Source organism: Arenibacter sp. F20364 (assembly GCF_023015905.1).
Lineage (GTDB): Bacteria > Bacteroidota > Bacteroidia > Flavobacteriales > Flavobacteriaceae > Arenibacter.
This window is the reverse complement of the sequence record NZ_JALKBD010000005.1, coordinates 125,888-140,486: the sequence shown is the minus strand read 5'-3', so window position 1 is coordinate 140,486 and position 14,599 is coordinate 125,888. Positions and strand designations below refer to the sequence as shown.

Here is a 14,599-nt window from a genome sequence, read left to right as displayed (position 1 = left end):
AGAGCTTTGAGGTTCTTCGCCTGTAGTGATCGGGAGCATGAAAAACCATGCGTTAATTGAACTTACTTGTCCTGATAGGAATTGACGGATTTGTTTTTCTTTACAATATCGTCCATAATCATATGGGCATGTATCCTGGAGTTCTCAATAAACCATTTATGGGTCTCCATGCCCCCGCAGATTACTCCCGCCAAATATAGATTTTCTACATTGGTTTCCATGGTTTCCTGGTCGTATTGTGGAAGCTTTTTCCCATCTTCGGACAATTGGATTCCTATTTTTTCCAAGAATTCAAAATTGGGCATGTACCCGGTCAGGGCAAGAACATAATCATTCTTTAAGCTTGTGGTTCCAGAGGGTGAATTAAGAATAATTTCATCTTCCTTAATTTCTTTAACCGTACTATTGTAAAAGACTTTTATGCTGCCTTCCTCAATTCTATTGATAATATCTGGTCTTACCCAATATTTTACACGTTGGCCAACTTCCGGCCCTCTGATGATCAAGGATACATCGGCCCCTTTTCTATAACATTCCAAGGCGGCGTCTATAGCAGAATTGCTGGCCCCAACGACGGCTACTTTCTGACTGGAATAAAAATGGGGGTCCTTGTAATAATGGGATACCTTTTTTAGATCTTCTCCGGGTACGTTCATTCTGTTCGGAATATCGTAGAATCCTGTGGCAATGATTACATTGGTGGAGGTATAGGTATTCTTTTCGGATACTATATTGAAATGCCCATCAATTTTTTTAATGGAGTTTACTTTTTCAAAAAGGGAAATATTCAAATGATTGGATGTAACTATTCGTCTATAATATTCCAGCGCCTCATTTCTTTTAGGTTTCGCCTCTATGCTAATGAAAGGAATTTCGTCAATTTCCAGTTTTTCGGAAGAGGAAAAAAACTGCATGTTCAACGGATAGTTATAGAGTGAATTAACAATACATCCCTTTTCAAGAATAATATAGGACAACCCCTTTTTTTTGGCTTCCAAGCCACAGGCAATACCTATAGGGCCTCCGCCCACAATTACTACATCCCAAATCTTCATTATCCTACTATTTTTTTGAGTTCTTTTATGGTCTTGGTCGGATTATCACTCTTAAATATAAAACTACCTGCCACCAAAATATCCGCCCCTGCATCTATTAGTTGCCTGGCGTTTTCAGAGGTAACTCCCCCATCGATCTCAATTAGGGTATGGGCACTTTTTCTGTTTATAAGTTCTTTTAACCTCTTTATTTTTTCATAGGTGTTTTCAATAAAGGATTGTCCCCCAAATCCTGGATTGACACTCATGACACAAACAAGATCAATATCATTTATGGTATCCTCCAACAAATTAATGTTCGTATGCGGGTTAAGCGCAACACCTGCTGCCATTCCTTCCGCTTTTATGGCCTGCAAGGTGCGATGCAAATGTGGACACGCCTCGTAATGAACGGTTAAATTATGGGCTCCCAGTTCGGCAAAGGTCTTTATATAGCGGTCCGGATCTACGATCATTAGATGCACGTCCAAGGTTTTGGTGGCATGGGCTGCAATGGCTTTAAGCACTGGCATGCCGAAGGAAATGTTTGGTACAAAAACGCCATCCATAATGTCAATGTGATGCCAATCGGCCTCACTGTGGTTTACCATTTCAATATCACGCTGTAAATTGGCGAAATCGGCTGCCAAGAGGGAAGGGGCAATAATCTTTTTGTCCATTGCTTGTTGCTAATAATATTTGTACAAAGGTAGTGAATTGATATTTTTACAAGGCATGCCTCATAACGTATTGAATATTGTTGAACTCTAAACGATTCTGATCAATACCACCGTTTCTTTTTCTTTTTGGAGGCTGCGGATTTTCTGCCTTTTTTATGTTTACTGCCCTTTCTTTTATGTACCTGGGGCTTGGCCTTGGGGTCTAAGGGATAGGGATGGTCTTCAACAACTTCTATGTGTTTTTGCATCAGTTTTTGAATAGTGGTTACATAGCCTTTTTCATCCGCCGAACAAAAGGCGTAGGAAGTACCCGTATTTCCGGCTCTTCCAGTCCTTCCTATACGGTGTACATAGGTTTCCGGTACATTGGGCAGGTCAAAGTTGATAACCACATCCAAGTCGTCTATATCCAACCCACGTGCGGCAACATCGGTAGCTACAAGAATGTTCGTTACTCCTTGCTTAAATTTCCCCAATGCTGCTTGGCGTTCGTCCTGCGACTTGTCGCCGTGCAGGCTATCTACCTTGAAATTGTTGTTGCGGAGGGTTTTTTCCAGTTTATCCACCCCGTATTTTGTACGTCTAAATATCAGGATATTACCTTTAATGGTATTCCTAAGTAGGTAGAGGCAGAGTTCTATTTTATTTGGCTTTGGCGTGTAATACAATAACTGATGAACTGTGGCCGCAGCCGAAGATGTCGGGGTTACGGCTACTTTCTTGGGGTCTTTTAAAATGGTATCGGCCAATTGCACTACTTTAAAAGGCATAGTGGCAGAAAAAAGGAGTGTCTGTTTTTCATTGGGGCATAGACGCTCAATTTTTTTAACGTCATCTATAAATCCCATATCCAACATTAGATCGGCCTCGTCCAGCACCAATGTTTCCACATAGTCCAAATTGACCATATCCTGTTTGTGCAGATCCAATAACCTTCCAGGAGTTGCCACCAAGATATCCACCCCTTTTCTTAACATGGCTATTTGAGGTTCTATCTTGGTGCCACCATAGATAACTGCTGATGTTAAATGGGTGTACTTGCCATAATCCGTAAAACTCTCATGAATTTGCGATGCCAATTCACGGGTTGGACTTATAATCAATGCTTTAATTTTTCTGCCTTTTTCCGTAGTTTCCTGCTTATCAAATAAGAGTTGCAATATGGGGAGTGCAAAAGCGGCCGTTTTTCCTGTTCCTGTTTCGGCAGAAGCTATAATGTCGTTTTTCTGTAAAACCAAGGGGATGGCAATTTCCTGAATGGCAGTTGGGTCGTCATAATTTTTTTCTGCGACTGCTCTTAAAAGATGTTTATTTAGCTTTAATTCTTTAAAATTCATATGGATACCATTTTTTTGCCGGAAATTTTTACAAAGGTACGGTAAATTCGGGCGTAACCAGAGGTGTAGTGTTCATAACGGGTTATCTCTTGTAAAATTCAATAAATCAGTTATATAGGAAAGTTGATTTTTAAGAATTTGTCTTATAAAACAGTTCAAAATTGGCTTAATCTTAACGCCCCGATTTTAAATATAATTCCAATATTCATTAAATTAGGGCTGCTTTAGTTTTATCCATTGCCCAACTTGAGCATTGGATCGTATTTTAAAATGGTCTTCCGAAAATCCCATTTGTCAAATTGGTTGTTTTGGAATGACAGAAATCTCCCCCTGGTTAGTATATTTTTATTGTTGGCGATTAGAATTATCAAAGTATTGATACGGAAAGAATTGTAATACTGTGATTGATGACAAATTCAAAAGTCCATGGGAATTATTTTTCGGATAATCCAGGACGCGGAAATTGTAATTCGCTTCTAGATATACTTCAATAGGATCGATTAATCTAAAATGTTATTTATTATGGAAAATAGAAAAGTTATAGCTGTAGTAGGGGCCACTGGGGCCCAAGGAGGAGGATTGGTCCGCTCAATCCTAAATGAAGTAAAAAAGGAATTTGCGGTTAGGGCCATTACCCGAGACGCAAATTCCCCAAAAGCCAAGGAGTTAAAGCAATTGGGTGCCGAGGTGGTACAGGCCAATGTAGACGATAAGGATAGTATTGTCAAGGCATTTAACGGTGCTTACGGAGCTTATTGCGTAACATTTTTTTGGGAACATTTTTCACCGGAAAAAGAGATGGAGCATGCAATAAATATGGCTTTGGCGGCCAAGGAAGCGGGGTTGGAACACGTAATATGGTCAACGCTTGAGGATACCCGTAAATGGATTCCTTTAGATGATAAGCGGATGCCGACCCTGATGGAGAAGTACAAAGTTCCGCATTTTGATGCCAAGGGCGCTTCCAATGCCTACTTTGAAAAAAGTGGAGTTCCTTATACTTTGCTGTTAACATCGTTCTATTGGGACAATTTTATTTATTTTGGGCTTGGCCCCACAAGGGGAATGGACGGAAAATTGAGAATTACAATGCCTATTGGCAATGCCAAGCTTCCGGGAATTGCCGCAGAGGATATAGGTAAATCTGTCTTAGGGATCTTTAAAGCAGGAAAAAAATATCAAAATAAGACAGTGGGGATTGCTAGTGAGAAGCTTACTGGAAAACAAATGGCCGAAGCTATTACTAAAGTGATGGGAGTGGAAATCGGATTCAACGATATTGCTGCCGATGACTACAGGAAACTTGGTTTTCCCGGAGCCGATGACCTTGGGAATATGTTCCAGTTTAATAAGGAGTTCGAAGATAATTTTTGCAAATCACGGGACGTAAAATTGACAAAAGAATTAAATCCACAATTAATGTCCTTTGACACCTGGTTGTCCAAAAATAAAAGAAAATTGGAATCTGTCATTAAGGGGGAAGCCGCTACTGCTTAGGGAAGAACTATTATTTTTTGTGGAGTTTTAAAAAGAAGAAGCATTGATTTTTCAATGCTTCTTTTGCTGTAAACCGTTTCACTTTTAATGTTTTTTAATGAAGTGGTTCATGAACTTTTTTCTTAATGAACTACCAAATTGCCATTGTATTCATAATGCAATGGAAAAATGCTAGGCTTTGTTTTTGGGATTTTTAATTTCTCCAAAATGGGCATAAGTGTTTTTCCAAAGGCTTCAAAACGTTCTGCTGATTCCCAGATATCAAAAATCAACATTCCATTAGGCGTTGGGGCAGCATGGTGGTGTAGCAATCCTTTGGGGCTGGTCTGACCAGCTTTTCTTATTTCATCCCAACATTGGTCAAACTGTTTTGTGGTCATGCCACGGAAATCGAATTGAACCATAACTTTTTTCATAGTATAGAATTTATTTCCTACTCGTGTGGCTTTTCGGTTACGCCCCGTTTTTTTAAGGGGTTGCTGGACTCCTCTTGGTTCTAAATAATTCCAATAAATGCAGTACTTGAAACTTATCTTGAGGGGAGGTAATGGCTTGTAAAAAAGGTTTGATAAGTAATTATCTTGAATTTATAATAAATTCATTATCAGTCGCTTAAATTTGATGGGACAACTAAAGTTACTGATTAGATCTAAGGGCAGTCTGTTAATTGTGATATCGTTAACGTAATTGTGAAAGGGAATTTTCGGGTTTACAAGGTCAGTAAACCGTAATTTCTTAAAGTCTGTATAGGTTTGGAATACCAGAACAGCTCAAAATTTTCAAACTGCAATTCAAAGTCGGTTTTAAGCTGGCCATAGGTAGCTATTTTTCCATTTGCGACCAACATATTGGCCAAGGCGTCCCTTAGCCATTCCCCATGTTGGTAATCTACAGTAATGCTTATGTAGCTTGACTTGTCATGAAAAGTCATTTTAAGCAGTTTCCAGCTATGTCCTTTTTTGGATTTTGTAATGGTCTCCACGAGGGGCGTGTTTCCCAACCACACTATTTTGGCATTGGGTTTAGTGTTTAGAACAGGCTCTTCGGCAAGCGCATTTTCTATATGGTTTGGTGCAATGGTGGTTTTCGGGATTTTAAAATCGAACCATTCCTGCAGAGGATGGTCAAAACAAATGCCGTGCATAAAGTTAAAGAGGGATTTTTTTAAACCATAACTAAACTGCTCGTGATCAATTCCCGTGGTATCCGTGAACTGGATGTCATTATTGGCAAAAGTTATATGCTGATAGTCCGGTATAATGTGATATTTTTCGGGATTGAGACCTACTGGGCTATGGGCGGTAAGGGCAAATTGATGCCAGAATCCAGATTGTAATATCCCCAATTGAAACATTTGTCGCACCATTTCCAAACTATCTACCGTTTCTTGGACCGTCTGGGTAGGGTAGCCGTACATAAGATAACAATGGACCATAATACCGGCTTCCGTAAAATTACGGTTGACCCTGGCTACCTGCTCCACGGTAACCCCTTTTTGGATCAACGCCAACAATCGGTCCGAAGCCACCTCCAAGCCTCCGGAAACGGCTATACAGCCCGACGCCTTTAGTAATTTGCAGAGATCCTGGCCAAAGCTCTTTTCGAACCTAATATTGGTCCACCAGCTTACGGTTAGATTTCGTTTTATGATTTCCAGTGCCAAGGCCCTCATTAAGGCCGGGGGTGCGGCTTCATCCACAAAATGAAATCCTGTTTCGCCGGTTTGCGCAATAAGCTCTTCCATACGGTCGACCAATAGTTTGGCCGCAATGGGTTCGTAGATTTTTATATAGTCCAAGGAGATATCGCAAAAGGTACATTTGCCCCAATAGCAACCGTGTGCCATGGTAAGTTTGTTCCAACGGCCATCGCTCCACAAACTGTGCATCGGATTTGCAATTTCTATGACGGAGATGTACTTTTCCAGTAACAAGTCCGAATAATCCGGAGTACCTACCTCGCTTTGTTTATAATCTGATCTTGTGGATAGATTATTGTAATATACAGCACCATCCTTTGTTAAAAATATTCTTTTTAGTAGGGCGTTGTTATCATCCGATTTGGGATTTAGGCAATGTATGCTTAATAGCTCTAAGGGAAGTTCGCCATCGTCTAGGCTGATATAATCGAAGAAATCGAAAACCCGTATATCGGAAAGCGATCGCAATTCCGTGTTTGGAAATCCCCCGCCCATGGCTATTTTAGTTTTTGGATAGTTCTGTTTTATAAATTGTGCACACCTAAACGCACTGTATAAATTGCCCGGAAAAGGCACCGAAAAACATACCAACTTGGGCTTAACCGTACTGAGTCTCTCGGCCAAAATGTCCAAGGTCAATTCGTCGATATATGTACTGTCCCCTTGTAAATACCGGTATAGTTCATTAAAGGAATTGGCGCTTCTGCCCAATCGCTCTGCGTAACGACTAAAACCAAAATTTTCATCAATACATTCCACAATAAAATCTGACAGGTCTTCCAGATATAGCGTGGCCAAGTGTTTTGCCTTATCTTGATGTCCCATACTACCAAAGGCCCATTCCAGACCGTCTAATTGTTCAAATCTCGCTGCCTGTGGCAAAAAGTTGGGAGTGCATATCTGCCTTGCGAAGGTGGCATTATGGCCCTGTAAAAAGGAAATAACATGTTCTATGGTATTTAAATAGTGCTCTTTAAGAGCATATATTCTATGGCAGTTGTCGGAGATTATGGAGTTATTTTCTTGGGCAAGGTCAAAAATATTCCGAAGTCCGACCTTGGAAAAGAGTTTCAGTATTACCTCAATACCCAGATCCATTTGAAAAGAACTAATACCTTTGGTGTTTAAAAAACCCTTTAGATAAGCCGTGGCCGGATATGGAGTATTCAACTGGGTAAATGGAGGGGTAATTAAAATAAGGTCCTTGGCCATGGCAATATTATGGATATGGATACAAAGATAGGGGTGTTTTAGGGAAAGCCCATAGTAAATCCAATGAGGTATGGGGATGATGAATGTTTTATCAAAAAAAACTCCGGTAATCAGCCGGAGTTTATTCATCAATCAAAAAACGAACAGTCATGATAACTGTTGTTACTGTATACAATTTACAATTTTTGCACTAGCTTTCCTAGGGGATATGTGATTGCACAAAAATTTTAATTGTTTGGATTAACCAAGATATGTTTTTAGGATTTTGCTTCTTGAAGTGTGCTTTAACCTTCTAATAGCTTTCTCCTTTATTTGACGAACCCTTTCCCTGGTAAGGTCAAAAGTTTCCCCAATTTCTTCGAGGGTCATGGAATGCTGTCCTGCCAATCCAAAATACAAACGGATTACATCCGCTTCCCTTGGGGTTAAGGTTTCCAAAGCTCGTTCTATTTCTGTTCTAAGCGATTCGTGCAATAATTCCTTGTCCGGATTTGGAGATTCTCCACTACGCAATACATCGTATAGGTTGGAATCTTCACCGTCGATCAGGGGAGCATCCATGGATACGTGCCGGCCGGAATTCTTAAGAGATTGTTTTACATCCTCTACGGTCATGTCCAATTCCTTGGCAATTTCTTCCGCAGATGGTTGTCTTTCATGGGCTTGCTCCAAGAAAGCAAAGGTCTTGTTTATTTTATTGATAGACCCAATCTTGTTCAAAGGTAATCTCACAATACGTGATTGTTCGGCCAAAGCTTGTAAGATGGACTGACGAATCCACCAAACCGCATAGGATATGAATTTGAAACCACGAGTTTCATCAAATCGTTGTGCAGCTTTGATCAATCCTAGGTTACCTTCGTTGATCAAATCTGGAAGGGTTAAACCTTGATTTTGATATTGCTTTGCCACGGAAACCACAAATCGTAAATTGGCCTTGGTCAATTTCTCAAGTGCACGTTGGTCACCTGCCTTGATCCGTTGTGCCAATTCTACTTCTTCATCTGCTGTAATTAAATCAACCTTACCAATTTCCTGTAAGTATTTATCCAAAGAAGCAGTTTCTCTATTGGTAACCTGTTTTGTAATTTTAAGCTGTCTCATCGAAATTTTTTCTATCTAAATTATGTGCATTAAGCATAAGCTGCATTAAGTTATACGTTGAAAAGTTCGAAATGTTACAATTGGTCCGTTTTATTTTGCTTTTTTGGTTAAAATGCATAAAAAAAGCCACGTTCTCCCATATAAAAGGAAATACGTGGCTTTAAGTCAGTGACTGTTTTTTAAAAACTAGTCCCTTCTTGGTTTACGATCCCTATCTCTATTTCGATCGTTACCTCTGTCATTTCTACCGCGATCTTCTCGTGGAGGTCTTTCTTTAAAACCTTCAGGTTTTGGCAATAATGCCTTACGCGATACTTTTTCTTTTCTTGTTCTTGGGTCTACACCAAAGTATTTAACATCAAAAACATCTCCCATATTTACTACATCGGAAACATTTTCTGTTCTTTCCCAGGCCAATTCGGATACGTGTAGCAATACCTCATTGCCAGGTGCTTCAGTATATTCCACTACGGCGCCAAAATCCAACATTTTGATCACCTTCACTTCGTATGCACTGCCCACTACAGGTTTAAACAATAATGAATCTATTTTGGCTAGAACCATATCAATACCTTCTTGTGAGGTACCCAGAATTTCCACAATACCTTCTTCAGTAATTGGATCTTCATTAATAACGATGGTTGTTTTGGAAGCTTTTTGTAATTCTTGGATTACTTTTCCTCCAGGTCCAATCAATGCTCCAATGAATTCGCCAGGAATAACTCTGGTGACCATTTTAGGTGCATGAGGTTTAACATCTTCGTTAGGTGCGGCAATTGTATCTACCAATTTGCTCAGGATGTGCAAACGTCCAGCTCCGGCCTGCTTTAATGCATTGACCAAAATTTCATAGGATAATCCTTTTACTTTAATATCCATTTGGCAAGCAGTAATTCCGTCTGCAGTACCTGTTACTTTAAAGTCCATATCCCCAAGGTGGTCTTCATCTCCAAGGATATCGGACAATACAGCGTATTTCCCTGATTCACTATCGGAAATCAATCCCATGGCAATACCGGATACCGGTTTCTTTAATTGTACCCCAGCGTCCATCAATGCCATAGTTCCGGCACAGACTGTTGCCATAGAAGACGAACCGTTGGATTCCAATACCTCGGATACCACACGTACTGTGTAAGGACAATCCTCAGGGACCATTCCTTTTAAGGCACGTTGGGCCAAGTTACCATGTCCAACCTCTCTACGGGAAGTACCTCTAATAGGTCTGGCTTCTCCAGTTGAGAATGGAGGGAAGTTATAATGTAAATAGAAAGTTTCCTCTCCTTCAAACGATGGCATGTCTATTTGGTTGGCTTCCCTTGAAGTTCCCAAAGTAACCGTAGCCAAAGCCTGGGTTTCTCCACGAGTAAAAATTGCGGAACCGTGAGTTGAAGGTAAATAATCCACTTCACACCAGATTGGTCTTATTTCATCGGTTTTTCTACCGTCCAAACGAAGTCCGTCATTTAAGGTAAGGTCCCTTACTGCAGCCTTTTCCGCCTTGTAGTAATATTTGGAAATCAAATCCCCAAAATCTGCCAATTCCTCTTCGGAATAAGTAGCTTTTATCTCTTCTTTTATAGCGTCGAATGCAGCACTTCTCTCGTGTTTTGCAGAACCGGCCTTTGCTATGGCGTATACTTTGTCATAAGCCAAATCGTGAACCTTTTTGGCCAAATCCTCATCTTCCCTTTCCGGCTCGTATTCACGAACTTCTTTTTTGCCAAAGGCTTCTGCCAACTTAATTTGGGCAGCACATTGTACTTTAATGGCTTCGTGGGCAAATTTAATGGCCTCTACCATTTCCTCTTCCGAGATTTCCTTCATTTCCCCTTCAACCATCATAACAGAATCTGCTGAAGCTCCAATGACCATGTCGATATCGGAAACCAATAATTGGGCCCTGGTCGGGTTAATAATGAATTTACCATCTACGCGACCAACACGCACCTCTGAAATAGCACATTCAAATGGAAAATCTGAAAGTTGGATGGCTGCGGAAGCGGCCAATCCCGCCATAGCATCGGGCATTACATCCTCGTCATGGGACATTAATTGGATCATCACTTGGGTTTCTGCATGGTAATCCTTAGGGAAAAGTGGACGTAAAACGCGATCCACCAATCTCATAGTCAATACTTCACCGTCACTTGGTCTTGCCTCTCTTTTGAAGAAACCTCCTGGGTAACGTCCGGAAGCGGCAAATTTCTCGCGGTAATCTACGGTAAGTGGAAGGAAATCCACATCACTTTGTTTGTAATTGGAAACTACTGTACATAACAACATACATTTTCCAGACTGGACAACCACAGAACCATGGGCCTGTTTTGCCAATTTTCCGGTTTCGATAGAAATTTCCCTACCGTCCCCAAGGTCAATGACCTCTTTAAATACTTTTGGTATCATAAATACGAATTAAAACCTGTCTCATTACAGGTTTGTTAAACAATGGTCTTTCGTCTGTTATAGACTTGTTGTTGTGTTGTAGTTGTGTGTTGTTGACCAATGAAAAACTATGTGCAAGCTTTTTGTTTGTGCCCTAAGGTAAACCTCCAGGACTTTACAGCAAAATCGAAACAATTATGCTGATATTGTAAAAAAGGGGAAAGTAAAACTTTCCCCTTTTGGTAAATTATTTTCTAATTCCTAATTCTTTAATTATTTCACGATATCTAAGGATATCCTTCTTAATTAAATAATCTAGAAGAGATCTTCTCTTACCTACCAACTTCACCAATGAGCGCTCCGTGTTGAAATCCTTACGATTCTTTTTCAAATGCTCGGTCAAGTGATTGATTCTGTGGGTAAACAAGGCAATCTGCCCTTCCGCAGAACCTGTGTTTTTTTCTTCCCCGCCGTGTTTCTTAAAAATCTCGGCCTTTACTTCTTTAGTTAAATACATTCCAATATTATTTTAATGATTTTTATGTACATGATTGATTTTCAATCAGGCCGCAAAGATAGACTTTTTTTTAGAAACCATAGGCAAACGTACTATTTTTTGGCAGGTAGATTAAACTTTTTGAATTAATCATCGTCATATTATAAAACGTTAAAGAAATGTTATTGCCAATTGGGTAGTAACGGATCCTAGTGCTGGCCAGCGATAGAATTGAAATTTTTCTTATTGTAAACATTTAAATCAAAACTTATGAAAAAAAGTCTCAAAAAATCGAACTTAACAGGATGGTTGCTAATGGTCTTATTGGTAATGGGTTCCTGTAACAATGAAGATTCCCCAGTTTTGGAAGAGGATACCTCTATTGAAGTGGCCCAACTGGTAGCCAGTGATGAAGCGGATTTAATTTCGGAGGAAATTGCCAATATTGGTGAAGATGTCTATGCTACTGAAGAGATCAGGGCAACTTCAAAATCATTCTTTCTTTCCAATTACCTACCGGATTGCGTTACCATAACTACGGTGGTCACTAATGATAATAAAGAAACCACCATAGATTTTGGAGAGGGCTGTGAGCTGCCCAATGGTAATCTACTCAGCGGAATTATCCATTTAAGTTATGCCAAGGATATGGAGATGGCCAGTAAGACAATTGATCTTTCCCTAGAAAATTTTACCTTCAATGAGGTAGCCGTAGAAGGGGGCGCCACCTTGGAGCGAAAACGTTCCAATGAAAATGGCAATCCGCAATCCAATGCAGTAGCGAGTTACACTGGTCTATGGCCAGATGGCAGTGAAGCTAGTTTTACGGGAAATAGGACCCGGGAATGGGTAGAGGGTTATGGTTCCGGATTTTGGGCCGATAATGTTTTTCTTATTTCCGGTAAAGGTACCTATACCAATAAAGCGGGTGATGTTTATTCCAGAGAAACTATAAGCTCCCTGCGCAGGGAATTGTCCTGCCGGTTTATTGTTAGCGGGGTCTTGGAGATTTCTAAAAATGAGACCACAGTGAGCCTCGATTTTGGGGACGGCACTTGCGATGCCAAAGGAATGTTGACCTATCCCAATGGGGAGACCGAGGAAATTTTACTTAGACGGTTCAATAGGTAAGGGGAGTAAATATGGAGTAAATAAAAAGGCCCTGATATAATTTCAGGGCCTTTAATTTTTATACTCTAACAGGATTGTTTTCTATTAGATCTATATAAAGATTAATTTTCTTCTTGAGGTCCCTGCGATGGACAATAAAATCCAAAAATCCATGCTCCTGTAAGAATTCTGCTGTCTGAAATCCTTCTGGCAATTCTTTACCTGTAGCTTCTTTTACCACACGTGGACCTGCAAAACCGATCAAGGCACCTGGTTCGGAAATATTTATATCCCCAAGCATAGCATAGGAGGCTGTTGTTCCTCCAGTGGTCGGATCCGTACACAGGGAAATATAAGGAATACCTGCATCCGCCAACTGTGCCAATTTAGCCGATGTTTTGGCCAACTGCATAAGGGACAATGCGGCTTCCATCATACGTGCGCCCCCAGATTTGGAAATCATGACAAAGGGTATTTTCTTTTTGATGGAATGATCAATGCCTCTCGCTATTTTTTCTCCGACCACACTACCCATAGAACCACCGATAAAGCTGAAGTCCATGCAGCAAATAACCACTTCCTTGCCCAGCGATTTGCCTATTCCGGTCCTAACGGCATCCTTAAGTCCTGTTTTAGCTTCGGCCGCCTTTAAACGTTCCACGTACTTTTTGGTGTCCTCAAATTTTAAAGGATCCTTTGAAGTCAGTTTGGCATCCAACTCGGTAAACTTGTTATTGTCGAAAAGAATTTCGAAATACTCCTTACTACCTATTCTTACATGATAATCATCCTCTGGGCTAACATAAAAATTCTTTGCCAACTCATCGGATTCAACAATTTTTCCGGTAGGTGATTTATACCAAAGACCCCTCGGGGTATCCTTTTTTTGGTCCGTGGCAGTCTGTATTCCTTTTTCCTTTCTTTTAAACCAAGACGACATAAGCTTTCTTTTCTTTTAGGGTTGGGGGATTATAGGGTATTCACGTTGTTAAGGTCTTCAAAGGCCTTTTTTAGACGTGTAACAAACGTTTTTTCTCCTTCTCTTAACCAAACACGTGGGTCGTAATGTTTTTTGTTAGGCTCGTCGGCACCACTTGGATTACCGATCTGGGATTGTAAATAATCCTTTTTACCTTGAATATAGTCCCTGATCCCTTCCAAGAAGGCATACTGTAAATCGGTATCAATATTCATTTTAATAACGCCGTAACCTATGGCTTCGCGTATCTCTTCTACAGTAGATCCCGATCCACCATGGAAAACGAAATCGATATGGTTGTGTTCCACACCATATTTCTCAGTAACAAATTCCTGGGAATTTTTAAGGATTTTTGGAGTCAATTTCACATTTCCTGGCTTGTATACACCGTGTACATTTCCAAAGGCGGCCGCTATGGTAAATTTAGGGCTTACTTTGGACAGCTCTTCATAGGCGTAGGCAACTTCTTCAGGCTGGGTGTATAACTTGGAATCGTCCACATCCGTGTTGTCCACACCATCCTCTTCACCTCCAGTGATGCCCAATTCTATTTCCAAGGTCATGCCCATCTTGCTCATTCTGGCAAGATATTTTTTGCATATTTCAATATTCTCTTCGATAGGTTCTTCCGATAGATCTATCATGTGCGAACTGAAAAGGGATTTTCCAGTTTCAGCAAAATGTTTTTCACTTGCATCCAACAAACCGTCTATCCAGGGCAACAATTTTTTTGCACAGTGGTCTGTGTGTAATATTACTGTGGCACCATAGGCCGCGGCCAATTGATGAATATGTTTGGCTCCTGCAACGGCGCCCATAATGGCCGCTTGTTGGCCGTCATTGGATAATCCTTTACCGGCATTGAATTGTGCTCCCCCGTTGGAGAACTGTATAATTACGGGAGCATTTAAACTGGCAGCAGTTTCCAAAACTCCGTTAATAGTGTTCGATCCTATAACATTAACAGCAGGTAGGGCAAATCCTTTTTCCTTAGCATAATTAAAAATTTCCTGTACCTCATCTCCGGTTGCAACTCCTGGTTTAATATTGTGTGCCATAATCTTAT

The 14,599-nt window shown here is 40.5% G+C and carries 12 protein-coding genes; 2 read left to right on the top strand and 10 right to left on the bottom strand.

Going from position 1 to position 14,599, the window contains the following annotated elements; genetic code table 11:
- Positions 1-62: 62 nt before the first annotated feature.
- From MWU84_RS05735 to MWU84_RS05725, 3 genes are all read right to left on the bottom strand, one after another.
- On the bottom strand, positions 63-1,055 hold the full coding sequence (locus MWU84_RS05735; protein ID WP_246899315.1) for a YpdA family putative bacillithiol disulfide reductase: 993 nt from the start codon (positions 1,053-1,055) through the stop codon (positions 63-65).
- On the bottom strand, positions 1,055-1,714 hold the full coding sequence (gene rpe / locus MWU84_RS05730; protein ID WP_246899312.1) for a ribulose-phosphate 3-epimerase: 660 nt from the start codon (positions 1,712-1,714) through the stop codon (positions 1,055-1,057). The genes MWU84_RS05735 and rpe overlap by 1 nt, the downstream gene beginning before the upstream one ends.
- A 101-nt stretch (positions 1,715-1,815) precedes the next feature.
- Complete coding sequence (locus MWU84_RS05725; RefSeq protein ID WP_246899309.1) at positions 1,816-3,051, bottom strand: DEAD/DEAH box helicase; 1,236 nt, start codon at positions 3,049-3,051, stop codon at positions 1,816-1,818.
- A 522-nt stretch (positions 3,052-3,573) separates the two neighbouring features.
- Between MWU84_RS05725 and MWU84_RS05720 the strand changes: the two genes are divergently transcribed.
- Positions 3,574-4,548 (top strand): NmrA/HSCARG family protein, encoded by a 975-nt coding sequence (locus tag MWU84_RS05720; protein WP_246899305.1) that lies wholly within the window; start codon positions 3,574-3,576, stop codon positions 4,546-4,548.
- Between the two features lie 122 nt (positions 4,549-4,670).
- Here MWU84_RS05720 and MWU84_RS05715 read toward each other — a convergent pair whose 3' ends face one another.
- The 5 genes from MWU84_RS05715 to rpsO form a co-directional block, all read right to left on the bottom strand.
- Positions 4,671-4,964: a hypothetical protein gene (locus tag MWU84_RS05715; protein ID WP_246899303.1), complete on the bottom strand. Its 294-nt coding sequence runs from the start codon at positions 4,962-4,964 to the stop codon at positions 4,671-4,673.
- A 293-nt stretch (positions 4,965-5,257) separates the two neighbouring features.
- Positions 5,258-7,459: a B12-binding domain-containing radical SAM protein gene (locus tag MWU84_RS05710; RefSeq protein WP_246899522.1), complete on the bottom strand. Its 2,202-nt coding sequence runs from the start codon at positions 7,457-7,459 to the stop codon at positions 5,258-5,260.
- Positions 7,460-7,699: 240 nt separating this feature from the next.
- The gene (locus MWU84_RS05705; protein WP_117020776.1) at positions 7,700-8,563 is read right to left on the bottom strand and encodes a sigma-70 family RNA polymerase sigma factor; all 864 of its coding nucleotides are present in this window, start codon (positions 8,561-8,563) and stop codon (positions 7,700-7,702) included.
- Between the two features lie 186 nt (positions 8,564-8,749).
- The gene (locus tag MWU84_RS05700) at positions 8,750-10,969 is read right to left on the bottom strand and encodes a polyribonucleotide nucleotidyltransferase (protein ID WP_246899300.1); all 2,220 of its coding nucleotides are present in this window, start codon (positions 10,967-10,969) and stop codon (positions 8,750-8,752) included.
- Between the two features lie 226 nt (positions 10,970-11,195).
- Positions 11,196-11,465 (bottom strand): 30S ribosomal protein S15, encoded by a 270-nt coding sequence (gene rpsO, locus MWU84_RS05695; RefSeq protein WP_246899298.1) that lies wholly within the window; start codon positions 11,463-11,465, stop codon positions 11,196-11,198.
- A gap of 249 nt (positions 11,466-11,714) precedes the next feature.
- On the opposite strand from rpsO, the gene MWU84_RS05690 reads away from it, so the two are divergent.
- On the top strand, positions 11,715-12,575 hold the full coding sequence (locus MWU84_RS05690; RefSeq protein ID WP_246899296.1) for a hypothetical protein: 861 nt from the start codon (positions 11,715-11,717) through the stop codon (positions 12,573-12,575).
- A 58-nt stretch (positions 12,576-12,633) separates the two neighbouring features.
- Here MWU84_RS05690 and accD read toward each other — a convergent pair whose 3' ends face one another.
- Entirely contained in the window at positions 12,634-13,494 is an 861-nt protein-coding gene (gene accD / locus MWU84_RS05685; protein WP_246899293.1) for an acetyl-CoA carboxylase, carboxyltransferase subunit beta, read from the bottom strand.
- Positions 13,495-13,523: 29 nt separating this feature from the next.
- A complete protein-coding gene (gene fbaA / locus MWU84_RS05680) occupies positions 13,524-14,591 on the bottom strand; it encodes a class II fructose-bisphosphate aldolase (protein ID WP_246899290.1) in 1,068 nt (355 codons plus the stop codon).
- Positions 14,592-14,599: the final 8 nt, after the last annotated feature.